This is a genomic window from Sphingobacterium deserti (assembly GCF_000757725.1).
Taxonomy (GTDB): domain Bacteria; phylum Bacteroidota; class Bacteroidia; order Sphingobacteriales; family Sphingobacteriaceae; genus Sphingobacterium; species Sphingobacterium deserti.
Genome location: NZ_JJMU01000070.1, coordinates 22,071 through 45,468 on the forward strand (window position 1 = coordinate 22,071; position 23,398 = coordinate 45,468).

Sequence of the window (23,398 nt, forward strand, 5' to 3'; positions counted from 1 at the left end):
CTTAAAATATGTAAAGGGTGGCACTGTACTACAAACAGGCCACCCTTTCTTATGCATCTTCGAATAGCCTAGATGCTACGCTTGTAGCCCGGCTTATTCATCAATTCATCCAGCGAGTATTTTCCCGAACCTGATACGAGAAAGACCAGTAACAATACCAATACTACAATAGAAAACCAAAGTTCCGAGTTTAAAAAGCTGAAGCCATGCGTGATGTTGACAAAGAACACGGCGCCGATTAGGATAGGGAGCTGTATGATCACGGCTAAGCGGGTTTGAAACCCTAAGATTATAAATAATCCGCCGACCAGATGGGCAAATACCACATAATGCACAGCTGACCAGATAGAAAGCTGAAAGTGGGCCTGTCGAAATAATTCTGCTACAGTATCCCGATCATTTACAAAACCGATGCCCTTTGCGAAAATAACCACGCCCAAGACGATGCGCAAGTAATCCAGCCAACGTGGATGATGACTATCACCCCAATGTTCAATTTTTTGTACTAGGTTCATAATATACCTCCTTTTTTAGAATATATTTAAGGCAACGTTTGGTGCGGCTGCCCTCTATTTACGAATCCGTTGATAGGCTTATACATGATATCGCACAAAAATCATGCTTAAATTTAGAATGGTTTCTTCGTTCTCGATAGTTTTTAATACTTTTAACACGAGAATGTCATCATGCAAAACGGTAATAACAATAAATTTCTATAATGGTAATAATCAACAATTTTGAAGAGTACAAATCACATGAAGGAAAGCAGCTTGGGGAGTCGGAATGGCATACGATAGATCAGGCGCAGATCAATAAATTTGCTGACGCTACACTCGACCATCAATGGATACATGTGGATAAGGAAAAAGCGGAATCTGACGGGCCTTTTAAATCAACCATCGCCCACGGCTATCTAACGTTATCGTTGATCCCTTATCTTTGGAAGCAAATTGCGGATGTTAGAAATGTAAAGATGGAAATCAATTACGGTATCGAAAATCTGAAGTTCGGACAACCTGTATTGGTAGATAACCATGTACAATTAAGAGCAAAAGTAAAATCTATCGTAAATCTTCGTGGTGTTGTAAAAGCTACCATCGAAGCTACACTTGCTATTAAAGATAATCCAAAGCCTGCCTATGTTGGAGATGTTGTGTTTCTCTACCATTTCGCTTAAATAGATCTTTCTATTATACAAAAAATCTAATGACGACGGTCATTAGATTTTTTTTGTAACCTTACACTAGCTTTTAAACTTCGTAAAATTCAATAGGCAAATTGTCGGGATCAGCCGTAAAGGTGAATTTTTTTTCCGTCAACGAATCGATCCGAATCGCTTCACAAACTATCCCGAATTCCTCCAGCGACTTCATCGTATGCGCTACATCATCCACTGCGAAAGCCAAATGTCTTAGTCCTGCCGCTTCGGGATGTGATGGCCGATCAGGCGGAGCAGGAAAAGAAAAAAGTTCAATCACATATTTTCCGTCAAGACCTAGATCAGCCTTGTACGATTCACGATCGGCACGGTATGTTTCAGACAAAAGCTCCAATCCCAATATATCCCGATAGAAAAATAGGGATCTTGTGTAGTCCTTGCAGATAATAGCAATATGGTGAACACCCTTCAGCTTCAACGACATAACTTCTAAATTAAAACAGCTGAAAGATATCGGTAACGCCTAATAATTTACGGGCCGTAAATCCTTCCGCATACCTTACCTGTATACTGCGGCCGAGCTCGGATGCCCTTCCCTTTGTTGATTCCATAAAACTAGGGTTAGAAATGTAGGTCTGTGGCTCTGCATCATCGGCCAGCGCATTAAACTGCGTTGTATAGGCCAAAATAGCTTGCTCTTTAATAGACCAAAACGGCGTGATATCCAGTAATATATCGGGTTGAATATATTTATCTTGTATGAGTTGCAGTTGTAAACGCGGTCTGAAAGCTTCCTGTACGTCGCCGTCGAGCGTTGTTTCTATGCGACGCAGCCCACTTAGAAAAAGTGCATCATTCACCAAAGCGCTAGCCCGCCCGTGATCCGGATGCCTATCGTCTAAAGCATTAGTGATCACAATTTCGGGCCGATACTTCCGGATAGCACGAATGATATGGAGCTGGCTTTCTTCGTCATTTCGAAAAAATCCATCACGCAGCGCAAGATTTTCACGCATATGTACACCCAATATCGCTGCTGCACTAGCGGCCTCATCGCGTCGGGTGTCTGCCGTTCCGCGCGTGCCGAGCTCACCTCTTGTCAAATCGATAATACCTACCGTTTTCCCCTCGGCGACATACTTTGCAATCGTTCCTCCTGCGCCTAGCTCCGCGTCGTCGGGATGTACGGTCATCACCAGTAAGTCTAACTTCATCATTGCAATCCTTTTGGACGCAAAGATAAACGTTTAAACGTTTACAACTCAGAAATTAATTGTTCAATTTTCGTCATAACGCGCCCTGACTGCGGACTGGTGAAACTGTAAAAAAAATCAACCACCTTACCGTTCTTGTCAACCAAGTATTTATGAAAGTTCCAATACGGCTTTACGCCAACAGTCCCATTTTGTTCCCGATCGGCCAAAAATTTATACAAGGGATCGCAATAGTCGCCAACAACATGTATACGCTTGAAAACAGGAAAGGTTACCTGCTCATGAACACGGCAAAACGTTTCCAGTTGGAAACCTGTCATAGGTTCTTGCTCGTGGAAATCATTGGAAGGGAAAGCCAGCACTTCAAAACCCCGGTCTTTATACCGTTGGTACAGCTGTTCTAACGAACGGTATTGTTTAGTAAAAAAACAGCGGCTGGCTGTATTGACAATGAGGAGTACCTTACCCGAAAAATCTGCCAAAGACTTCTTATTGCCATTGAATTGGAGGCCATGAAATTTATAAATTGTCTGCATAGCATATCCTTTCGTTTTAAATGGTTAGTATATACCGCCCGCTAAGCGGACGGGTTATTTACGGGGTAGCGTAGCTAGTAATTGTATAGGTTTTTTATTGGGCGCATGCGCTCGTAACCGCGTATTATATTCTCAATCTCAAAGTCTTCTTGCGGGTCGTACACCGATTTTAAATTGTGTCCGAATACCTTTGCTACACCCTGATAAAAAAATGCAGAAAGCCCACCTTTCATCTCCTTTACCATCTCATAACTCGTATTTCCCGTTTGCCGCTGGACTAATTTAATCAAAATCTTGCCCTGCGAAACACTTAGATTTTTAATTTCTGCATTAAACTTATTCTTTATTTCTTCTTCACAAGCTTGAACCAAACGGGCTTCCTCCCTTCTCGAAGATACCAGAGCCAAATCGCGGTCAAGCTGCTCATAACGCTTTTGCGCATAAATCGCATAGGGCAATACCCGTAAAACATTGCGTTCCAAACGCAGGTAGCGTAAGCGGTCTTCTTCTGTTTTAAATGTTCGTCGCGCCGTAACCACTACGTCCTCGATTGGAAACCATGGAAGCACCTCTCCTGTTTCTAGTTTAGTGGTCATATATCGTTGCAATGTTTCCCCTTCGCCATCCCCATAATGCGGAACCTGCAATGCCTGCCCCTTACCCGTACCGGCTAAAAGAAGCAGCATAAAGCCCAACACTATATACCTCGTCATCATGAAATGGAAAAATTACGTTTTTTTATAATTCGTAAAATATTTGCTATATTTATATATTGTTCCCAACCGTTACGGCACCCTCGGGAAAGCAATAATAAAATTACGAACAAAATTAAAAAAAACCAACTTTTTTCAGCGCGTTTATGGAAGATTATGTGATTGACATTGAAGCAGAAAACAAGGAAATAAGAAAGAGATATCGCGCACTACTCCGTGCCTGTAAACCCACGCTACAACGTGGTGACAAGCAAGAAATACGCAAGGCTTTTGATTTGGCTTTAGAAAGCCATCAGGAAATGCGCCGTAAATCCGGCGAACCTTATATTTACCATCCTATTGCCGTGGCGCAAATCGCCGCAGAAGAAATCGGGCTGGGCACCACCTCCATCGTGTGTGCACTGCTGCATGATGTCGTGGAAGATACCGCCATTACATTGACCGAGATCGAAGCACAATTCGGAAAAAAAGTGGCCCGAATTATTGATGGATTAACGAAAATATCTGGAATATTCGATCCAAACAGCTCTATGCAGGCTGAGAATTTCCGGAAGATGCTGCTGACGCTTGCTGATGACGTTCGTGTGATTTTAATCAAGCTCGCCGATCGTTTGCACAATATGCGCACGATGGAGTTTATGGCACGTCATAAACAGTTAAAAATAGCTTCGGAAACCAGCTACCTATACGCACCCTTGGCCCACAGATTAGGGCTTTACGCAATAAAATCGGAGCTGGAAGATCTCTCCATGAAATACACCGACCCAGATACCTATAAATTTATCGCGCGAAAGCTTAATGAGAAAAAAGCCGAACGGGAGAAATTTGTTGCCGACTTCATTAGTCCGGTAAAGAGCATCCTGGAAGAACAAGGTATCAAAGCGCAAGTATTTGGCCGCCCAAAATCCATTTTTTCCATCTGGAATAAGATGCGAAAAAAATCCATTCCATTTGAAGAGGTGTATGACCTTTTTGCTATTCGTGTCATCATCGACACCAGTACAGAGCGCGAGAAAACGGAATGCTGGAAAGTATACTCTATCATAACAGACTTGTATCGTCCAAACCCTGATCGTTTACGAGACTGGGTATCGTCTCCGAAAGGAAATGGGTACGAATCGTTGCATACAACGGTAATGGGCCCTCGTGGGCAATGGGTCGAAGTACAGATCCGGACAAAACGTATGAATGAAATCGCCGAAAAAGGCTTTGCGGCACATTGGAAATACAAAGAATCCAATTCCGATAGCGGTCTTGACCAATGGATCCAAAAGGTGCGCAATATGCTCAGCAGCTCAGAACAAAATGCGCTCGATTTTGTCGACGATTTCAAAATGAACCTGTTCTCTGATGAGATTTTCATTTTCACACCCAAAGGAACGCTTGTGCAGCTGCCTAATGGAGCTACAGCACTCGACTTTGCTTTTGAAATCCATTCCGATATCGGCGCGACTTGTATAGGTGCAAAAGTAAATCATAAATTGGTACCGTTGAGCCACCACTTGCAAAATGGCGATCAGGTCGAAATCATCACCTCAAGTAAGCAATCACCCAAAGAGGATTGGCTGAGCTTTGTCGTTACCGCGAAAGCAAAGTCTAAAATCCGCTCGTCGTTAAAGGAGGAGAAACGGCGAGTAGCAGAAGATGGTAAGGAGGTACTGGAGCGGAAGCTAAAAAGTTTAAAGATTACGTATAATACCGACAATATCAATAAGATAGCGAACTACTTCAAATATCCTAGTTCGCAGGATTTATTTTACAACGTTGCTAAGGGCGTAATTGATGCGAAAAACCTTCGTGAGTATGCGGCGAGCGAAAAAACTTCGATACATACGCATAACCAGTTTAGTTCGCATATCTCTGGATTGGTAGAAAAGATCAATAAAAAGGATGTCGATACCATTTTAATTGGCGACGATTATCAAAAGGTAGATTACACATTAGCACCCTGTTGTAACCCTATACCTGGCGATGATATTTTCGGCTTCCTAACGGTAAACGATGGCATAAAAATACACCGCACAAGCTGCCCCAATGCGTCAAAGCTAATGGCGAATTACGGATACCGCATATTGAAAGCGAAATGGGCATCTTCGCAAGCCCAGATTTCATTCCTGACAGGTTTACGTATCGTGGGGATTGATGACGTGGGACTCGTGAATAAGATTACCAATGTTATTTCTAAAGACTTCAATGTAAACATCCGTTCGCTATCCATCTCTAGTAACGAAGGAATTTTTGAAGGGAATATCATGGTGTTTGTAAATCATACGGAGCAATTAGAAAATCTAATGAAAAACCTAAAAGCCATCAGTGGCATAACCGGGGTAACACGCTATGATGCCGACTTATAATCGGTTAAATGTCATCAAAGCTAAAAGCATCGTTTTTTACGGTGGAAAATGGTAAATTTGTAAGGGATATTAAATAGAAGTATGAATCAAGCCGAGAACTACCAAACGGTAAAAAAAATTTTCGAAGCTTACTTGGAGAATAAAAATCTAAGGAAGACACCGGAGCGTTATGCGATTTTAGAAGAGATATACTCTCGCTCAGATCACTTTGATGTGGAGTCTCTTTATATCCACATGAAGAACAAAAAGTATAGGGTGAGCCGTGCTACGGTATATAACACGTTAGAACTTTTGGTATCATGTGATCTCGTTACGAAACACCAATTTGGCCGTAATATGGCGCAATTTGAAAAGTCGTACGGTTTTAAACAACACGATCATGTCATCTGTATCGAGTGTAATAAAGTGGTTGAATTTTGTGATCCACGTATCAACCAAATCCAAAGTTTAATGGGGGACTTACTGAAGTTCGACATCAAGCACCATTCTCTTAACTTATACGGTGTTTGTGAAGATTGTCAGAAGAAAAATGCACCGGAGGCCGAGCCCCTACACACCGAGTCTGTAATTTCAAATTAATGCAGTAATCGCCGATTATTGTATTACCTTTGTTCAGGAAGGATAGGCGCGCCTAATTTTTCCTGAATTTTATATTTTAGAGACCGTTGAAACTGTCATTTAATTTTAAATCTCAATATATCCAATATTATGCAAGTTGATGTGCTTCTGGGCCTGCAATGGGGCGACGAAGGTAAAGGAAAGATCGTGGACGTTTTTTGTCCGAAGTATGATTTAATCGCTCGCTTTCAAGGTGGTCCAAATGCTGGACACACATTAGAATTTGATAACAAAAAATTCGTATTAAACACGATTCCATCTGGGATTTTTAATGAAGGTACGCTTAACCTTATCGGTAGCGGTGTGGTCATTGACCCTATTATCTTAAAGAGAGAGCTAGACAACCTACGCACAGCGGGCTTTGATCCTGTCGCCAAAGGAACATTGGTATTGGCTAGAAAAGCGCATCTGATTTTGCCTACCCACCAATTGCTTGATGCAGCATCTGAATCAAAAATGGGAGCTGGAAAGATAGGTTCTACCTTGAAAGGAATCGGCCCTACATACATGGACAAGACTGGAAGAAATGGATTGCGCGTGGGCGACACGACGCTTGCCGACTTTCAGGAACGTTACGAGAAACTCAAGGCGAAGCATTTAGAAATTTTGTCTCATTACGGCGAGGTTCCTGATTTCTCTGAGAAAGAGAATGCATTCTTAGCGGCTATAGAATTCATCAAATCTATACCACATGTCGATGCTGAGCATCTGGTCAATAATTACCTAAAAGAAGGCAAAAAAGTCCTAGCTGAAGGAGCGCAAGGTACTTTACTTGATGTTGACTTTGGCTCATACCCTTTTGTCACATCGTCCAACACAACGACGGCGGGAGCCTGTACAGGTTTGGGTATTGCTCCAAACAAAATAGGCGCTGTTTATGGTATTTTCAAGGCTTATGCCACGCGTGTTGGTGGCGGCCCTTTTCCTACAGAATTGGACGACGAAACGGGCGAGAGATTACGCAAACTTGGTCATGAATTTGGTGCTACAACGGGGCGCGCGCGCCGTACAGGATGGATCGATATACCAGCCTTAAAATATGCGATTATGCTTAACGGCGTAACCGAGCTTATTATGATGAAAGCCGATGTGCTTGATACTTTTGAAAAAATTTATGTGTGTACGCATTACAAATACAATGGCGAAACCATAGATTACATGCCTTATGAAATCATCACGAACACCGCCGAGCCTGTTTTAGCGGAAGTGGAAGGGTGGAACCAAGACATCACCGGCATACGATCAACAGATGAAATACCTGCGGCATTAAAAAACTACATAGCATATTTAGAAGAAGCACTTGAAGTGCCGATCAAATTTTTGTCGGTAGGACCAGATCGTGTGCAAACAATAGCTTTGTAGGATCAATATGGCTAAAGCCATTTTCGACATAGAGAATACCGTATTTGAGCGCCAAGCATTGCACTGGGCGCAACAATTTAACGAAGTGTGTTTTCTCCAGTCGAATGACTATGTCGATCCCTACAGCAAAATAAAAGCAATTTTGGCGGTTGAGGCCGCTGATTTTTTCCGATCAAACGACGGTCAAGATGCTTTTGCGAAGCTCGAAAATTTTAGAACCAGGTATCCACGAAAATGGATTCCTGGTTTTTTTAGTTACGATCTGAAGAACGACACGGAAAGCTTGCGAACGCCCCGCCGTAGCGATAATTTACAGTTTCCGGAAGCCTATTTTTTCGTACCGAAGATACTGCTGCGCTTCTTGGCAGGTCAGGTGGAGATTGAAGCGGAAGATCCGAATGTTATTTTTCTCGCTATACAGCTTGTCGAAATTTTGCCAGATGCGCACGTAAGTTTATCAAAGAATCCTCAGCCCATCGCCGTTAAAATGCGATTCTCAAAAGCGGCATATATCGATGCCTTCGAGCACATGCAGCAACATATACAACGAGGAGATATTTATGAGGTAAACCTCTGTCAGGAATTTTATGCGGATGCCGTAAATATCCCCCCTCTGCCGTTGTATCAAACGCTTAACCGTATTTCACCCACCCCATTTTCTTGCTTTTTAAAAATAGACGATAACTATATTTTGTCAGCTTCTCCAGAACGGTTTTTAGCTAAACGGAATGAAATGCTTATCTCTCAACCGATTAAAGGCACAGCAGCGCGTGGTAATACGGAGGAAGAAGATCGCGCTTTAACTGAGGCCTTACTTCGAAATCCGAAAGAGATTGCAGAAAATATTATGATTGTAGACTTAGTGCGCAACGACTTAACCCGAAGCGCTACCCCTGGCACAGTTGATGCCAGCCGGCGCCTAGAATTACACAGCTTCAAGCAGGTACATCAGCTTATCTCAACCGTCACTTGTTTAAAGAATCCTGCAATATCCGACGTGCAAGCTATTAAAAATACTTTTCCTCCCGGATCAATGACAGGGGCACCCAAAATAAAAGCGATGGAACTCTGTGAGCAATATGAAGCAAGTAAACGTGGTATTTACTCCGGGGCGGTGGGTTATTTTTCCGAGGACGGCGATTTTGATTTTAACGTTGTCATTCGCTCCATCTTGTATAATAAAACAAACGGATACCTTTCATTTCACACTGGGGGAGCTATCACATTGGATGCGCAGGCTGAAAAAGAATATGAGGAATGTATACTGAAGGCGTCGGCTATCCTAGCAGCCCTATCGACCTACAGTCAATAAAAAATTCGGTAAATTTCTAGCCCGTAATATAATGCTTACAGGCTGACCATTCAGAATGGGTATTAAGCGGGAGCTACACCGAGAACTACCCGAAACGAAAAGATTGCTGAAACGCTATGCTGAAAAACACTATATTTGATTATGCATGTTCCTTATATTGACATACATACGCATTGCACCCTGGAAAGTACTGCTCATGAATTTTCCTTGCCAAATATCATCATCTCTAAAAACTACCTCTATCCTCTGCCCTGTTCTTTAGGCATTCATCCCTGGTATATTGATAGCGCGCCCATAGCGCAATTGGATGTGTTGCACGATCATGGAAGGAAAAAACAGATCTTAGCTATCGGCGAGTGCGGGTTAGATAAGCTTTGCGACACCGATTGGGCCTTACAGGTTGATGTTTTCAAAAAGCAAATTGCTTTCGCCAATCTCATTCAAAAGCCCCTTATCGTTCATTGCGTTCGGGCCTATCAGGAATGTCTGCAACTATTAAAACAAGAACAAGTTGCTGTCCCCGTTATCTTCCATGGTTTTGACAAACATCCTACACTTGCTCAGCAAATTTACCGTGCAGGCTATTACATGAGCTTCGGTGCCGCCATCCTATCCGCGAAGAAGGATGACCTCATCCGGCAAGCTCCGCTGGACAAGATTTTTCTGGAAACAGATGATAAATCTACCAAGATAGTAGATATTTATATGTATTTTTGCCGCGTTCGAAATATTGATCTGGAACAATTAAAAGAACAGATCGTGCAGAATTTTACCCATATATTTAATTATCAATTAGGAGAATGAAGGATTTATCGTGGCTTTCACGAACTGAAGCCTTAACGGGCCGCGAGGCTTTGGAGAAATTAGCAAATAGCCATGTGATGGTATTAGGTTTAGGTGGTGTCGGATCATTTGCTGCAGAATTTATCTGTCGTGCGGGTGTCGGTAAGATGACGATTATAGATGGAGACACGGTTGATCCATCGAATAGAAATAGGCAGCTCCCGGCATTGGCGACCAACCATGGTGTAGCAAAGGCGGAAATTATGAAGGAACGTTTGCTAGCGATTAATCCTGAACTGGAGCTGCATGTTATCCAGGATTTTATTATCCCTGAAAAAATTCCTGCCTTGTTGAATTTAAATCCAGATTATTGCGTCGAAGCGATAGACAGCATCACCCCTAAACTTTTTTTCATTCGCCGAGCTTTAGAGGCAAAGATACCCTTCGTAAGCTCTATGGGAGCTGGGGGAAAAGTAGATCCTACAAAAATTCGTATTGCTGATATCAGCCAATCTTACAATTGTAAACTGGCGCAACATATCCGAAAAAAACTGCGAAAGCATGACATCAATACTGGCGTAAAAGTGGCGTTTTCAACAGAGCTGCCCAATAAGGACTCTCTCCTCTATACAGATGGAAGTAATTACAAAAAGTCAGCATACGGAACAATGTCTTACCTTCCTGCTGCATTTGGAGGGGCTATTGCCTCGGTAGCGATACGAGACCTGATAGGTTTGAAAATCAGCTGACGGTAAAAAATATCCCTCTCGCACTTTTTCGCAACTGATTTTTTTCATAAACAATGCAATAATACTAACTAAATTAGTATTATTGCATTGTGATTAAACAGAAAAACTATGCCATTGTCGATATTGAAACCACCGGTAGCCATGCGGGAGGTAGCCGTATCACGGAGGTAGCTATTTTGATCCATAATGGCAAAAAGGTAATGGAAACGTATCATTCCCTTGTGAATCCACAGAGTCCGATTCCTTTGGCCATTCAAACCTTAACAGGTATCACGCCAGAAATGGTTGCAGACGCTCCTACGTTTGAAGATATCGCCGAAGACATTTATCATTTGCTACAGGGCAAAATATTTGTTGCCCACAATGTAAATTTTGATTATACCTTCCTTGTAAAAGAGCTTAAGCATGCCGGGTACGATTGGCAAGCTTCCAAACTGTGCACCGTTCGTTTAGCTCGTAAGATTTTTCCAGGTCGCCCATCCTACAGTTTAGGAAATATTTGTAAACAATTTGCGATACATATCACAGATAGACACCGCGCAATGGGCGATGCAGAAGCTACAATAAAACTCTTTGAACTGTTGCTAGCAAACGATGATCAAGACTATGTGGGCGAAAGCTTACGAAAGAATGTGGAACATCGTCTCCCCACCCATCTTTCTATTGAGCAGTTTAATAAGCTGCCGGAAACTGTGGGTATATACATCTTCAGAGATAAGAAAGGTAAGATTGTATATGTAGGCAAGGCGATTAACATTAAGAAACGCGTGCTGAGTCATTTTAGCGGATCTAATACCGGATTACGGCGACAACAATTTATAAACGATATCTGCACGATAGACTTTGAAGAATCTGGTACAGAATTGATGGCCCTTCTCATGGAATGCCAAATGATAAAAAAACATTGGCCTATCCACAACCGCGCTTTAAAACGTTATGAACCCAAATACGCGTTAATCTACTACCAAGATATAAGAGGCTATGATCGCTTGGCAGTAAGCAAGATAAATAAACAAATGGACAATCTAAGGTATTTTGAGACTGTGGGGGAAGCAAATTTATTCCTGCGCAAACTGATGGATACTTTTAGCCTGTCTCCCGCGCTATGTAGTTTTTTTTCGCCATCTACACAATCTCGTGAAGATCGAAAAGTGGACTACAATGAGTTGCCCTCCCTCGCTGACCATACCGAAAAAATGGAAGGGTTATTTGATCATCTAAAGAATGCTAAACATTCATTTATTCTGATAGACCGGGGTCGAAACGAGGAAGAGCACAGTTATATCTATTACAAAGACGATAGTCTTTACGCCTTTGGTTTCGTGGAATCTATCGATCAATGGTCAAACGTTGAAGATATTGTATCGTACCGCGATAAGTGTATCAGTAATTATTACATGCAACAAATTGTGCTTCAACATGCCGAACGTTACCCGGAAAAGGTCAACGTGCTGCCAAGGTTTTCTGCAGTTTCGTAAAATCCGTCCATAAATGCTTCCACAGTTTCCACCATCCGAACACTACCGATCACAATGGAAGTTCGCTGATGCAAACTCGTAGGTTGTATTGTTAATGTCGATTGCCTACCTGAAATCGCTTTACCACCAGCCTGTTCTACAATAAATGCCAACGGATTGCATTCATACAGTAGCCTCAACTTACCTTGTGGATATTGTGACGTTTCTGGGTAAAGAAATATTCCGCCGGTAATAAGCGTTCGATGCAGGTCTGCAACCATCGACCCAATGTAGCGCGATGTGTATGGTCGATTTGATGCAGGATCTTCGACCTGACAATATTTTATATAATCTTTGATATACTGTGGGAATTTTAAATAATTGCCTTCGTTCACCGCGTAAATATTTCCAGTGTCTGGAATTTTCATGTCTGGATGAGACAGGCAAAATTCGCCAATAGATGGATCCAACGTAAATCCATTCACCCCTTTGCCGGTGGTGTAGACTAACATAGTCGACGATCCGTAAATGATATAGCCAGCAGCAACTTGTTTATCGCCACTTTGCAAAACCTCCTCCATCGAAATTTCGCTTCCGTCCTGAACTGAACGCCTATAAATAGAAAATATAGATCCTACAGAAACATTGAGATCTATATTTGATGAACCATCAAGAGGATCAACGCAAACAATATATTTTCCGTTCTTACATCCTAAATTCACAGAAAGATCTATACCATCCTCATGTTCCTCGGAAGCTATATAACAACATTCTCCACCTCTGCTCAGCGCTTCGATAAATTGCTCATCCGCATAAACATCAAGTTTCTTTTGCACTTCACCCTGAATATTTTGCTCGCCACTCTCGCCCAAAATATCGGCCAATCCAGCTTTGTTTACCTCCCTATTGATTACTTTCGCCGCAATGCCTATGTCGCGGAGCAAGCGGGACAATTCGCCTTTGGCGTATGGGAAGTCAGCTTGTTTCTCTATAATAAATTGACCTAATGTTTTTAGCGCCATAAATTTGATGTTTATTTTTCCTATGTAAAGCTAAACATCTTTTTATATTGTAAAAAACTGAATTTCAGCTTATTGTATTTTATACACAGCGATATTTGACTGATAGCCAACTCGTTATTATGCATAAAAAAAAGTAGAAAATATACGGAAACGTTTACAGCCAATCTACCTTCTAAAGCATTCATGCGGTTTGTAAGAAACAGCTGTTAGATTTCCATTCCGAAAGATTTTTCGTGAAGATACTTCCAATACCGTCGTGGCACATGTTGCAGGTGTAATTTCATATTACGTCGTTCTTTAATATTGACCGATTTAAAATAACGCTTCCATAAATCGGCATAAAGTTCTTCCTGCTGATCGTGCAAGTCTACAAGTGTTGCGTTGGCTATGGTAGACGTGTGATCAATAGTGACTTCGCTGGTCACGTGACCATCGTAAAACAAACCGTAATGTCTTTTTACATCGAAAATTAACCAGCGTTGATCTGCATAGCGATCTTGAAAATGCTTTTGAATAAGTGGCAGCACATTAAAATCTGGCTCAATGACCGCAACATACATCCCATCCGCAAGTAATTGAAAGCGTGTAAAGGCTTTCATCCTGTGGCGTTCGCGGGAAACAGACTTTATGATCTTTTTTAGTTGCAGGATGTGGTCGTGGGCAAAATTGGACCGAACATTTCTCGCATCGTTAAAATAATAGCTGGCAACTCGCACCACTAATAAAGGCGCTTCCGGTAATTCAGAAAGATAGGTATGCCAAAGCTCTGCATACCCCTTTTTGCCTACTTTTGCTATTAGGCCATTCATTACACGGTCTGCCTTTCCTTGCTGCGTAAGAACTTCGTGCTCCGTTTGAAACATGCCCTGTTGCCTCTCCTTGCTGTTGCGTAACGTTATCGGAAATACCTTATATTCAAATATTTCGAAAATCGTTGTTAAAAGACCTGACCAAGTTCCGTCATAATACATATCCACATGCTGCATCGCTAAAATAATTGAAGTTGCTGATTTCCCGTGGATAGGTATTTGCTTTTTGATGTATTTAAAATATAGCTTTTTATAATATCCGATCGCTTATCAGCATAAATTTGCATAAAACCTTTACAGACTATAAAATACTTCGCTCGGTTTACGGCGACACCGATTTTCTTTAGATGATCAAGATTAAGCGGACCGAAGCGCCGGGCAGCAATTATTTTCTGTGCCGAACCAACGCCTATCCCAGGAACTCGCAAAATAAGTTGATAATCATCTTTATTGATGTCTATAGGAAATCGATCCATGTTACGCAAAGCCCAACTTAATTTAGGATCGATATCCAAATCGAGTAACGGATGCGCGTCATTTACAATTTCATTTGCTTGGAAGCCGTAAAATCGCATAAGCCAGTCGCTTTGGTACAATCTGTTTTCACGAGCCGTAGGAACCTCCGTACCAATTGCGGGCAAGCGCTTGTCATAAGAAATGGGTACATATCCGGAATAGTACACCCGCTTCATATTAAATTTTTGGTAGAAATAATTTGCCGCTGTAATGATTTGTTTATCCGTTTCCCCAGTCGCCCCAATAATCATTTGCGTACTTTGACCTGCCGGCGCGAAATGCGGTGTTGATTTAAAGATTTTCTTTTCCTCTTTAGTTTTTACCAACTGATCTTTCAGATAGGTCATGGGTTGAATCATATCTCCCCGATTCTTCTCCGGTGCTAACAGCTTTAATCCAGAATCCGTAGGAATCTCCAGATTGATACTTAACCGGTCAGCGTATAAACCTGCTTCATGGATGAGTTCCGGTGAGGCGGCTGGAATGGTTTTTAAATGAATATAGCCATTGAAGTTATGCTCTTGTCGTAGTTTCTTCGCAACCTGCACCAAACGTTCCATTGTAAAATCTGCATTTTTAAAGATACCCGAACTTAAAAACAACCCTTCGATGTAATTACGGCGGTAAAAATTTATGGTCAGGTCTACAACTTCCTGAACTGTAAATGCCGCGCGTTTAATATCATTGCTCTTTCGCGACACGCAGTATGCACAATCGTAAATGCAGTGATTTGTTAGCAAGATCTTGAGTAGAGATACACAACGACCGTCCTCCGTGTACGTATGACAAATTCCAGCACCTGTATTCCCTAAGCCCTTCTCTTTGTTTTTACGATTGCTTCCGCTTGAACTACAACTTACATCATACTTCGCTGCATCTGCTAATATTTCTAGCTTTTCCTTAATTCGCTCGCCCATACATTCCGTTATTCAACTCAAATATACTAAATTAATTAGTATATTTAAACAAGAAGTGTGCGTAGCTTATTAATCAGGTAGAAATCGCAATTTTACGATGATAACTTACCTACAGTAATTTTCGCGAGCTTATCAAAGTCAAAATACTTGTTGGCAATTTCTTGTACGCGTGCAGCAGTCATCTGCTGGATTGTTTCCGTATACCGTGTGAAATAGTCATATGTCAATCCAGAGAAGTATACCGTTTTAAATTTATCTGCATGCGAGAAGATGGATTCCAAACTTCCCAACATGGAGCCGAGCATATAGTTCTTAACGAGTTCAATTTCTTGCTCGCCGGCTAAGCTATCTCTTAAATTCACAAATTCTTTCTTTATCTCATCAAGCGTTGCTTGCGTAGCATCAACACTAACCTCCGTTGCTATGGTAAACAAGCCACTGTGCTTTAAACTTGCTAGGGCTGAACCAATGCTATACGTATAACCTTTCTCTTCCCGAATATTGCGCATAAGACGGGAGCCAAAATAGCCACCAAAGAGTGTATTTACAAACTGTACAGCAGGATAATCAGGATGACTTCTATTGATACTGGGCATACCAAGTCGGATGGCAGACTGCAGGGCTTCTGGTCTGGTTTCTACTATAGTATCTGGTTGAAATGCAGTGAACACCGGAATGGCCGATGCAAAACCGTCATTTTTATTCGCCCAATTATGGCCAAAAAGTTCTTGGAAGGCTGTTACTATATCATCAGTTACATTTCCGGAAAGAAGCAGTGTGCAGTTTTGTGGCTGTATTTGATGCGTGTAAAGAGCGATTAAATCTTCGCGATTCAGGTGCTCATAAGATTCTACAGTCGGGGTGATACCGTAGCGATTTTTCCCGAACAACTGCGTATAAAACAAACGACGGGCTACGTAATCATTTTTTTGTAATGATATTTGCAAGGTTTGTTTATTATTACGAATATAGGTCTCTAATTCCACCTCTGGAAAAGTCGCATTATTGAGCACATCATGCATCACCGGCAGTACCGATCCAATATGCTTCGTAAGCGTATACAACGTGAGGGATGTATGATCGAAGCTGTACTCCGGCACAAGATACGCGCCATAAAAGTCTACTTCCTCCGCTATCTGCGCACTCGAGCGTGTCGCTGTCCCTTCTTTCAACATGTGACTCAAACAGGTATTTAAAAGGGGATTTTCCGGATTAGAAAATGTGTTTTGAAACACAAACTCGGCCTTGACAAGCTGCTGATCATTAGCTCGGAAGATAAACACGTTTAAACCATTAGCAAAGGTTAATTCTTCTGGTTTTATAAGCGCTATATCTTGAATGTTGTGTCGTTCTGGAGCTAAGGTTCTATTCAGCATTTTTATTTTGTTTAGCGTGATACACCAATGTTGATGAGTTTTCTTTCAAAAAAATGTCTTGCGCCACACGTTGCAGGTCTTGGGTAGATATGGCGAGATATTTATCTACTTCTTCGTTATATAATGCGGCGTCCCCCAAAGCCTCATAAAAAGCAAGGTTCATGGCTTTATCCAAAATCGATAACTCTGCAAAAACCAGGGTTGATTCGACTTTATTTTTCACTTTCTGCAGTTCTACAGCTGTAACAGGATCATTTTTTATGATTTCCAGTTGGTTCCATAAAAGCTCCTCGGCTTCCACCAGGGACACATGAGGGAGAGGCTTTCCTTCGATCACAAACAAGTTATTGTCTACCGACCCCATGACATATGCATTTACTTCGCTAAAAAGTGGTTGATCTTTAACAAGTGCCCTGTAAAGACGAGATGAGCTACCACGAGAAAGAATATCAGATAATAGATCCGTTATCGGATAGTCATGGTGTAGACGGTCAGCAGCATGAAAAGCGATATAGAGACTGTCTATAGGAACGTCGGCAACCACTTCCTCGCGCCGAGCCTCTGTTTGCCGGGGCTCACGCGGCAAGTTTCTTTTTTCGAGGTATCCAGCAGGGATATTACCAAACCATTTTTGCGACAGGGCTTTCACTTGCTCGAAATCAACATCGCCACTAACGACTACAATGGCATTATTCGGAATATAGAATTGTTGGAAGAAGGATTTGACGTCTTCCATTGTGGCTTCCTCAATATGGCTTAAATCCTTCCCAATTGTCGCCCAACTGTAGGGGTGAACTTTGTAAGCTAATGGTCGCAACCGAAGCCATACATCGCCATAGGGTTGATTGAGATAGCGCTGCTTGAATTCCTCAACCACGACATTGCGCTGCACTTCCAAACTCTGCTCGCTGAACGCTAGACTTAGCATACGATCGCTCTCCAGCCAAAACGCGGTTTCGATATTTGCAGAAGGTAGAGTGATGTAATAATTGGTTATGTCATTACTTGTAAAGGCGTTATTCTCTCCACCGACTTCCTGAAGCGGTGCGTCGAACTGTGGAATATTTACCGATCCACCAAACATTAGATGTTCGAAAAGATGTGCGAAGCCTGTTTTATCAGGTGATTCGTCCCGTGCGCCAACGTCGTATAGAATATTGACACAGGCCATTGCTGTAGTGTGATCTTCATGAACGAGAACACGCAACCCATTATCTAAAGTAAAGCGTTTATAGTTGATCATTAAATATTGTATAATAAGAAGTTATACCACCCAGTTAATTCCTTTCTTCAGAAAAGAAAGCGTTTTCTCCTCTAATGAATTTGGTTCCGGTTTATAGTCATACGCCCAGTTGGCTTGCGCAGGTAGGCTCATCAAAATCGATTCTACACGCCCGTTGGTTTCCAAACCGAAACGCGTGCCAGAATCATAAACTAAATTAAATTCCACGTAACGTCCTCTACGCAATAGTTGCCACTCCTTTTCTACGTTACTGTATTTGCTATGCTGATTTCTAGTAACAATCTCGGCATAGGTAGGTACAAAAGTTTTTGCCAAATCGCACGAAAAATGAAACAGTTGTTCGCTAGATAAATTCGTCTTCTCCGGTGTCAGCTTATCATAAAATATGCCGCCAATACCGCGTGTCTCATGCCGATGCTTTATAAAAAAATAATTGTCTGCCCATGTTTTGAAGTCGTTGTAAAAAGTAGGGTGATGCTTGTCACAAACATTCTTCATCATTTGATGGAAAAAGCGGGCATCCTCTTCAATCACGTAATGAGGGGTGAGATCAATCCCTCCGCCAAACCATTTTATTTGATCATTTAGCTCGAAATAGCGTACATTCATGTGAATGATAGGGACCCATGGGTTTTTAGGATGCATGACAATACTAATACCGGTAGCAAAAAAATCTTCTTCCTCCACACCAAAGGCTTTTTTTATAGCCTCTGGTAATTTACCATGTACGGCAGAAAAATTAACACCGCCTTTTTCGAATAAGTTACCATCTTGTATAATGCGTGTTCGGCCGCCGCCGCCACCCTCTCTTTCCCAGATTTCTTCATTAAAAAGGGCTTGACCATCTAACTGCTCCAGCCCGCTAGTTATTTCATCTTGAATTGTCTTATAGCTTTCTGCAATAAATTCTTTTGTCAAACTCATTATGTCAATTTTGTTGCTAATTTCTTCACTTCAATATTTGCCGCCTGCTTGTTGTATAAAATTTGGTATACCATATTGCAGATTGGCATATCCAACTCGTAATGCTGTATGATATTTTGAATACAGGCTGATGCATAATAACCTTCCGCAACCATATTCATTTCCAGTTGCGCTGACTGTACCGTATAACCTTTACCTATCATATGGCCAAATGTGCGGTTGCGGCTAAACTGCGAATAAGCCGTTACCAACAAATCACCGAGGTAGGCAGAGGCATTTATATCACGATCGACTTCAGGGTCGATAGCCGTCACGCAGGTTTCCATTTCACGAATCGCATTGGACACAAGCACCGCCGTAAAATTGTCGCCGAATCCAAGACCATGACAAATTCCGCCTGCAAGCGCATAGATATTCTTTAATACGGCGCCATACTCTACACCAAAAACGTCTGTTGAAATGATGGTGTTAATATAGCGGTTTCGCAATACTGAAGCAACGCTTTCGGCATGCGCAGATTCTTTCCCGGCAATAGTCAGATAAGACAATTTCTCAGCGGAAACTTCTTCCGCATGGCAGGGACCTCCTATCACCACAATATTCGCGAGCGGAATGCCGTATATTTTTGAAAGGTATTCGCCCACTATAAGATTTTCGTCGGGAATAATACCTTTAATAGCGGTGACGATGATCTTACCTTCAAAATCGCTGGCATCTACACCTTTTAGCGCATCTTTCAAGTAAGCTGAAGGCGTGTTTAAGATAACAATATCCGATTGTTGAATAACCTTACGCGCATCAGAAAAGAGATGGTCCGGATGAACACGGAGTTCTACGGCACTAAGGTAGGTAGGGTTGTGTTTGTACGTTTTAATGTAAGCTAGATCCTCTTCTTTCCGAATCCACCAAAACACATCCTTTTTCTTTTGGTTGTCGCCCAACATCTTAATCATCGCTGTAGCCCAACTCCCACTTCCCACCATCCCGATTTTCTGCTCGGTTTCTTCCATCATTTTTTTGTTAATTTTTAGCTAACAAATATACATATTATAATTGACCGTCGCCTAAACCGGACGGCCAATTGTAGATTTCGTAACAGAATATTTGGAACAATTTTGCCTGCTTATTTTAATGCCGCAAAATTAAGCTTAGCAACAAGGTCCTTTAATTCGTCAAGTTTAAATCCATCGCCCTCTAACTTAACGAGATAACGTTCTTTATAGATAAAGGTTATATCAGAGTCTACTACGCTTCCCTCCTGCTGTGGCTTAGTTTCTCGTGTTGCTGCTCTGTATCCCTGGACATCCTCATTCTTTGTCATCTCGTACTCCGAGTCTTTTTCTGAGTCCATAGTTAGACTCATGGCCATCAACGAAACAACCGCAGCGCCAGTTTCTCCCGCACCATCGGTCAATGTAAGCATCAGCTCCTTATCATCCGGTGCTTCATAAACTGCATTACCAGAGGCAACATCTACTCCATAAGCTTGATTACCTCCCGAATAGGCGGAACGAGGCCAGCCATTTAAGTTTTCAGGAAAAAAAGCTTTCAACTCCTCATTTGTGAGTTTTTTAATATTTTTTAAATTCGCTTGCATTGTCTCCATCTTGGAGGCTCCGTCTTGGAGGTTATCAAAACTTCCTGCACCATCGACTTGATTTGTGCGTTGATCAGTCTCTTCATTCGACTCTGCCGACCCTTTCCCGCCGTTACAAGCCACTAGGATAGACGTTGATAACGTCAAGATCCACGCAAATTTCGATACTCGTATCATATATACGTTATTAAGTTATTAGACATCATTGGTTCCTGCAAAAACGCGTCCAAACGCATTGTCGCCAGCTTCCTAAACGCATTATTTGCTTTAAAATCATACTGCCTTTTATGCACAGAGAAAGTTGAAGAAAATTTTATATCTTTGCTCTCACAAAATAGCGTATGTAAGATTTGATTATTTCTTGAGTATGAAGACCGGATAGCGATAGACGTCCTATCCGCCATTTTTTATCATTTAAAGACGTAATCATGTTTGTAATACAAAACTTAACATATATCCATCCGGATAAAGAAACGCTATTCAGCAACCTTTCCTTTTCACTATCTAAGTTTCAAAAAGCTGCGCTGATTGGTAATAACGGCACAGGCAAATCAACGCTACTACAACTCATTGCCGGAAAACTTCCCCCTTCATCAGGTGAAGTTCCCACGAATGGCACTATCTTTTTTGTACCGCAATTGTATGGGCAATTCGATAGCCAAACTGTGGCCGAAGTATTAGGTGTGTCGGAAAAGTTGAACGCTTACTACGCCATTTTGAGTGGGAAAGATGACCTAACAAACTTTACTATTCTCGATGACGACTGGGAGGTCGAAGAGCGCTGTTTGCGAGCGCTAACCCATTGGGGGCTTACCAATGTAGCGCTGACAGGATTCTTAAGCAATCTCAGTGGCGGAGAAAAAGTTAAGGTATTTTTAGCCGCTGCCTGGCTTTCCCGCCCAGAACTTTTACTGATGGACGAGCCTAGCAACCACCTTGATGCTATAGGCAAAGAGTTGCTTTACCGTTTCATCGGCGAAATGAATTGCACCATGCTTATTGTAAGTCACGACAGGCAGTTGTTGAATCTATTTGACAGTATGGTTGAGCTTAGCAAGGCTGGAATCACGACTTTCAACGGGAATTACGACCACTATAAGGAACAAAAAGAATCGGCTCATCTCGCTTTGCTTAACAAGATAGCCGGTCAAGAAAAAGAGATACGCAAAGCAAAAGATAAGGAACGTGACACCTTAGAGCGGCAGCAACGAGCAGATGCCCGTGGTAAGAAAAAACAAGAGAAAGCCGGTGTGGCGCGCATTATGATGAATACGTTGCGCAACAATGCAGAAAATAGCACTTCCAAATTACGATCTGTACATACCGAGCGAATGGAAGGTTTGCAACAAGAGCTGACGGAAATGCGCACGGCCCGCCCCGCAGGTAGCACTATGCGGTTTGGATTTGCAGAGAATGCGCTAAAGCATCCCGGCAAGGCACTCATCGAAATTACCGAATTAAATCTGCATATTGAAGACCGGGATCTTTGGACAGCACCGTTGACTTTTCGACTAAATATGGGTGAACGCGTGGCTATTCAAGGCGCTAACGGTTCTGGAAAAACGACATTTGCGCAGATGATTCTTGGAAACTTTGTAGCTACTTCAGGTAAGATTCAGCGATATCCCCACAATCCGTTTTATATTGATCAGGATTATAACTTGCTCGACAACAGACTATCTGTTTATGAACAAGCGCAAATGGTAAACGATGGGGCCTTTCTAGAGCATGAGGTAAAAACGAAACTAGATCAATTTCTCTTTTCGGCTGAATGTTGGTCGAAACAATGCGGCATGCTCAGCGGAGGAGAACGCATGCGTCTCGCCCTATGCTGTTTGACTTTACACAAGGCCACTCCTGATCTCCTCATTCTTGATGAGCCTACAAACAACTTGGATATCCAAAATATTGAGATATTGACACGGGCGATGCAAGAGTATACAGGAACACTACTGGTTATTACACACGATCAACATTTTTTAAGAGCATTGCATATAACCCGCGTCGTAACACTTTAATGTTACGACGAGCAGCCTTCAGGACCGCAAGAGGAACCGCCGACAATATCTATTTCTGGATTCTTGTCGCCAGACCATTCGTTGTATGCTTTTTGGGCGGTTTGTATAAATACATCCACCTCTTGCGCGCCTGAGACGCCGTACTTCCTGTCGTAAACGAAAAATGGAACACCGCGAACGCCGATCTGCTGGGCTTCGTAAATATCTTGACGCACCTCATCTTCGAAGACATGGTTTTCCAGCGCATGGGTTAATGCATTTGTATCTAGTCCCAGCGCAGCCGCTATGTCTATCAGTACATGGACGTCATCTATATTTTCACCTTTCGTAAAATGAGCTTGAAACAGCAACTCTTCGGCCTGATCTTGTTTTCCGTAGCGCTTCGCGAAGTGAGAAAACTCGTGTGCGCGAAATGAGTTCGCAACGATAGCGCGATCTAAGTCAAAGTCTAAATCCACACTTTTTGCAAAGCTTGAAACTTGATCACACATGGCGCGCGCATCTTCATGCGATATTCCTTTACTCGTGGCTAAATTCTCGTAGTAATTTTGCTCTGTATCTGTTTGTAAGTAGGGATTTAACTGATAGCTCTTCCATTCCAACTCAATTTGGTTACGGAACGGAAGTTGTGCAAGCGCCTCTTCAAACCGCCGCTTCCCGATATAACAGAAGGGACACATAATGTCACTCCACACCTCAACCTTCATCATTTCTGCCAT

Annotated in this window: 23 protein-coding genes; 9 read left to right on the forward strand and 14 right to left on the reverse strand. The window is 42.1% G+C overall.

From position 1 onward, the window contains the following. Window positions 1-68: 68 nt before the first annotated feature. The gene (locus DI53_RS18605) at window positions 69-515 is read right to left on the reverse strand and encodes a DoxX family protein (RefSeq protein WP_037503454.1); all 447 of its coding nucleotides are present in this window, start codon (window positions 513-515) and stop codon (window positions 69-71) included. 203 nt (window positions 516-718) lie between these two features. Between DI53_RS18605 and DI53_RS18610 the strand changes: the two genes are divergently transcribed. Further along, on the forward strand, window positions 719-1,177 hold the full coding sequence (locus DI53_RS18610; RefSeq protein ID WP_037503457.1) for a MaoC family dehydratase: 459 nt from the start codon (window positions 719-721) through the stop codon (window positions 1,175-1,177). A gap of 73 nt (window positions 1,178-1,250) precedes the next feature. Here the strand turns inward: DI53_RS18610 and DI53_RS18615 are convergent, their stop codons facing one another. The 4 genes from DI53_RS18615 to DI53_RS18630 all read right to left on the reverse strand — a co-directional run bounded on the left by DI53_RS18615 (window position 1,251) and on the right by DI53_RS18630 (window position 3,625). Further along, window positions 1,251-1,643, reverse strand: coding sequence for a VOC family protein (locus DI53_RS18615; RefSeq protein ID WP_037503458.1), 393 nt, complete (start codon window positions 1,641-1,643; stop codon window positions 1,251-1,253). 10 nt (window positions 1,644-1,653) lie between these two features. After that, window positions 1,654-2,373, reverse strand: a complete 720-nt coding sequence (gene bshB1, locus DI53_RS18620) for a bacillithiol biosynthesis deacetylase BshB1 (RefSeq protein WP_037503513.1) — start codon at window positions 2,371-2,373, stop codon at window positions 1,654-1,656. 41 nt (window positions 2,374-2,414) lie between these two features. Next, window positions 2,415-2,909: a glutathione peroxidase gene (locus DI53_RS18625; protein WP_037503459.1), complete on the reverse strand. Its 495-nt coding sequence runs from the start codon at window positions 2,907-2,909 to the stop codon at window positions 2,415-2,417. A 74-nt stretch (window positions 2,910-2,983) separates the two neighbouring features. Continuing rightward, window positions 2,984-3,625 carry a DUF4294 domain-containing protein gene (locus DI53_RS18630; protein ID WP_241462480.1) on the reverse strand — a complete coding sequence of 214 codons (642 nt, stop codon included), beginning with the start codon at window positions 3,623-3,625 and terminating at the stop codon, window positions 2,984-2,986. A 143-nt stretch (window positions 3,626-3,768) separates the two neighbouring features. Between DI53_RS18630 and DI53_RS18635 the strand changes: the two genes are divergently transcribed. The 7 genes from DI53_RS18635 (at window position 3,769) to DI53_RS18665 (ending at window position 12,278) form a co-directional block, all read left to right on the forward strand. After that, window positions 3,769-5,976: a RelA/SpoT family protein gene (locus tag DI53_RS18635; RefSeq protein WP_037503461.1), complete on the forward strand. Its 2,208-nt coding sequence runs from the start codon at window positions 3,769-3,771 to the stop codon at window positions 5,974-5,976. Between the two features lie 81 nt (window positions 5,977-6,057). Continuing rightward, window positions 6,058-6,555, forward strand: coding sequence for a Fur family transcriptional regulator (locus DI53_RS18640; RefSeq protein ID WP_037503462.1), 498 nt, complete (start codon window positions 6,058-6,060; stop codon window positions 6,553-6,555). Window positions 6,556-6,684: 129 nt separating this feature from the next. Further along, on the forward strand, window positions 6,685-7,956 hold the full coding sequence (locus DI53_RS18645) for an adenylosuccinate synthase (RefSeq protein ID WP_037503464.1): 1,272 nt from the start codon (window positions 6,685-6,687) through the stop codon (window positions 7,954-7,956). Window positions 7,957-7,963: 7 nt separating this feature from the next. Next, complete coding sequence (locus tag DI53_RS18650; protein WP_037503467.1) at window positions 7,964-9,268, forward strand: anthranilate synthase component I family protein; 1,305 nt, start codon at window positions 7,964-7,966, stop codon at window positions 9,266-9,268. 141 nt (window positions 9,269-9,409) lie between these two features. Then, window positions 9,410-10,072: a TatD family hydrolase gene (locus DI53_RS18655; RefSeq protein ID WP_052072571.1), complete on the forward strand. Its 663-nt coding sequence runs from the start codon at window positions 9,410-9,412 to the stop codon at window positions 10,070-10,072. After that, window positions 10,069-10,800 carry a tRNA threonylcarbamoyladenosine dehydratase gene (locus DI53_RS18660; RefSeq protein ID WP_037503470.1) on the forward strand — a complete coding sequence of 244 codons (732 nt, stop codon included), beginning with the start codon at window positions 10,069-10,071 and terminating at the stop codon, window positions 10,798-10,800. The genes DI53_RS18655 and DI53_RS18660 overlap by 4 nt, the downstream gene beginning before the upstream one ends. A gap of 89 nt (window positions 10,801-10,889) precedes the next feature. Beyond that, a complete protein-coding gene (locus tag DI53_RS18665) occupies window positions 10,890-12,278 on the forward strand; it encodes an exonuclease domain-containing protein (protein ID WP_117624918.1) in 1,389 nt (462 codons plus the stop codon). On the opposite strand, the gene fbp is transcribed toward DI53_RS18665, so the two are convergent. The 8 genes from fbp to DI53_RS18705 all read right to left on the reverse strand — a co-directional run bounded on the left by fbp (window position 12,230) and on the right by DI53_RS18705 (window position 20,838). Further along, the gene (gene fbp, locus DI53_RS18670) at window positions 12,230-13,279 is read right to left on the reverse strand and encodes a class 1 fructose-bisphosphatase (protein WP_037503472.1); all 1,050 of its coding nucleotides are present in this window, start codon (window positions 13,277-13,279) and stop codon (window positions 12,230-12,232) included. The genes DI53_RS18665 and fbp overlap by 49 nt on opposite strands. A 206-nt stretch (window positions 13,280-13,485) precedes the next feature. After that, a complete protein-coding gene (locus DI53_RS18675) occupies window positions 13,486-14,265 on the reverse strand; it encodes a TIGR03915 family putative DNA repair protein (protein ID WP_052072573.1) in 780 nt (259 codons plus the stop codon). A gap of 2 nt (window positions 14,266-14,267) precedes the next feature. After that, window positions 14,268-15,521: a putative DNA modification/repair radical SAM protein gene (locus tag DI53_RS18680; protein ID WP_037503475.1), complete on the reverse strand. Its 1,254-nt coding sequence runs from the start codon at window positions 15,519-15,521 to the stop codon at window positions 14,268-14,270. Between the two features lie 92 nt (window positions 15,522-15,613). Then, on the reverse strand, window positions 15,614-16,897 hold the full coding sequence (locus DI53_RS18685; RefSeq protein ID WP_037503477.1) for a M16 family metallopeptidase: 1,284 nt from the start codon (window positions 16,895-16,897) through the stop codon (window positions 15,614-15,616). Then, complete coding sequence (locus DI53_RS18690; protein ID WP_037503480.1) at window positions 16,887-18,140, reverse strand: M16 family metallopeptidase; 1,254 nt, start codon at window positions 18,138-18,140, stop codon at window positions 16,887-16,889. Before DI53_RS18690 ends, DI53_RS18685 begins: the two co-directional genes overlap by 11 nt. A 21-nt stretch (window positions 18,141-18,161) precedes the next feature. Beyond that, window positions 18,162-19,064 (reverse strand): oxygen-dependent coproporphyrinogen oxidase, encoded by a 903-nt coding sequence (hemF, locus tag DI53_RS18695; protein WP_037503483.1) that lies wholly within the window; start codon window positions 19,062-19,064, stop codon window positions 18,162-18,164. Next, window positions 19,064-20,077: an NAD(P)H-dependent glycerol-3-phosphate dehydrogenase gene (locus tag DI53_RS18700; protein ID WP_241462481.1), complete on the reverse strand. Its 1,014-nt coding sequence runs from the start codon at window positions 20,075-20,077 to the stop codon at window positions 19,064-19,066. The genes hemF and DI53_RS18700 overlap by 1 nt, the downstream gene beginning before the upstream one ends. Before the next feature lie 110 nt (window positions 20,078-20,187). Then, window positions 20,188-20,838, reverse strand: a complete 651-nt coding sequence (locus tag DI53_RS18705) for a hypothetical protein (RefSeq protein ID WP_037503486.1) — start codon at window positions 20,836-20,838, stop codon at window positions 20,188-20,190. 251 nt (window positions 20,839-21,089) lie between these two features. Between DI53_RS18705 and DI53_RS18715 the strand changes: the two genes are divergently transcribed. Next, the gene (locus DI53_RS18715) at window positions 21,090-22,679 is read left to right on the forward strand and encodes an ABC-F family ATP-binding cassette domain-containing protein (protein ID WP_037503490.1); all 1,590 of its coding nucleotides are present in this window, start codon (window positions 21,090-21,092) and stop codon (window positions 22,677-22,679) included. A gap of 2 nt (window positions 22,680-22,681) precedes the next feature. On the opposite strand, the gene DI53_RS18720 is transcribed toward DI53_RS18715, so the two are convergent. Continuing rightward, window positions 22,682-23,398: a DsbA family oxidoreductase gene (locus DI53_RS18720; RefSeq protein ID WP_206538060.1), complete on the reverse strand. Its 717-nt coding sequence runs from the start codon at window positions 23,396-23,398 to the stop codon at window positions 22,682-22,684.

Excerpts from the sequence above, each read along its gene's own strand:
- DI53_RS18660 (WP_037503470.1), top strand. The coding sequence starts at position 10,069 with ATGAAGGATTTATCGTGGCTTTCACGAACTGAAGCCTTAACGGGCCGC.
- DI53_RS18625 (WP_037503459.1), bottom strand. The coding sequence starts at position 2,909 with ATGCAGACAATTTATAAATTTCATGGCCTCCAATTCAATGGCAATAAG.
- DI53_RS18640 (WP_037503462.1), top strand. The coding sequence starts at position 6,058 with ATGAATCAAGCCGAGAACTACCAAACGGTAAAAAAAATTTTCGAAGCT.
- DI53_RS18720 (WP_206538060.1), bottom strand. The coding sequence starts at position 23,398 with ATGGCAGAAATGATGAAGGTTGAGGTGTGGAGTGACATTATGTGTCCC.
- DI53_RS18675 (WP_052072573.1), bottom strand. The coding sequence starts at position 14,265 with ATGCAGCATGTGGATATGTATTATGACGGAACTTGGTCAGGTCTTTTA.
- DI53_RS18645 (WP_037503464.1), top strand. The coding sequence starts at position 6,685 with ATGCAAGTTGATGTGCTTCTGGGCCTGCAATGGGGCGACGAAGGTAAA.
- fbp (WP_037503472.1), bottom strand. The coding sequence starts at position 13,279 with ATGGCGCTAAAAACATTAGGTCAATTTATTATAGAGAAACAAGCTGAC.
- DI53_RS18635 (WP_037503461.1), top strand. The coding sequence starts at position 3,769 with ATGGAAGATTATGTGATTGACATTGAAGCAGAAAACAAGGAAATAAGA.
- DI53_RS18630 (WP_241462480.1), bottom strand. The coding sequence starts at position 3,625 with ATGATGACGAGGTATATAGTGTTGGGCTTTATGCTGCTTCTTTTAGCC.
- DI53_RS18605 (WP_037503454.1), bottom strand. The coding sequence starts at position 515 with ATGAACCTAGTACAAAAAATTGAACATTGGGGTGATAGTCATCATCCA.
- DI53_RS18700 (WP_241462481.1), bottom strand. The coding sequence starts at position 20,077 with ATGATGGAAGAAACCGAGCAGAAAATCGGGATGGTGGGAAGTGGGAGT.
- DI53_RS18680 (WP_037503475.1), bottom strand. The coding sequence starts at position 15,521 with ATGGGCGAGCGAATTAAGGAAAAGCTAGAAATATTAGCAGATGCAGCG.
- hemF (WP_037503483.1), bottom strand. The coding sequence starts at position 19,064 with ATGAGTTTGACAAAAGAATTTATTGCAGAAAGCTATAAGACAATTCAA.
- DI53_RS18615 (WP_037503458.1), bottom strand. The coding sequence starts at position 1,643 with ATGTCGTTGAAGCTGAAGGGTGTTCACCATATTGCTATTATCTGCAAG.
- DI53_RS18610 (WP_037503457.1), top strand. The coding sequence starts at position 719 with ATGGTAATAATCAACAATTTTGAAGAGTACAAATCACATGAAGGAAAG.
- bshB1 (WP_037503513.1), bottom strand. The coding sequence starts at position 2,373 with ATGAAGTTAGACTTACTGGTGATGACCGTACATCCCGACGACGCGGAG.
- DI53_RS18655 (WP_052072571.1), top strand. The coding sequence starts at position 9,410 with ATGCATGTTCCTTATATTGACATACATACGCATTGCACCCTGGAAAGT.
- DI53_RS18690 (WP_037503480.1), bottom strand. The coding sequence starts at position 18,140 with ATGATCAACTATAAACGCTTTACTTTAGATAATGGGTTGCGTGTTCTC.
- DI53_RS18715 (WP_037503490.1), top strand. The coding sequence starts at position 21,090 with ATGTTTGTAATACAAAACTTAACATATATCCATCCGGATAAAGAAACG.
- DI53_RS18650 (WP_037503467.1), top strand. The coding sequence starts at position 7,964 with ATGGCTAAAGCCATTTTCGACATAGAGAATACCGTATTTGAGCGCCAA.
- DI53_RS18705 (WP_037503486.1), bottom strand. The coding sequence starts at position 20,838 with ATGATACGAGTATCGAAATTTGCGTGGATCTTGACGTTATCAACGTCT.
- DI53_RS18685 (WP_037503477.1), bottom strand. The coding sequence starts at position 16,897 with ATGCTGAATAGAACCTTAGCTCCAGAACGACACAACATTCAAGATATA.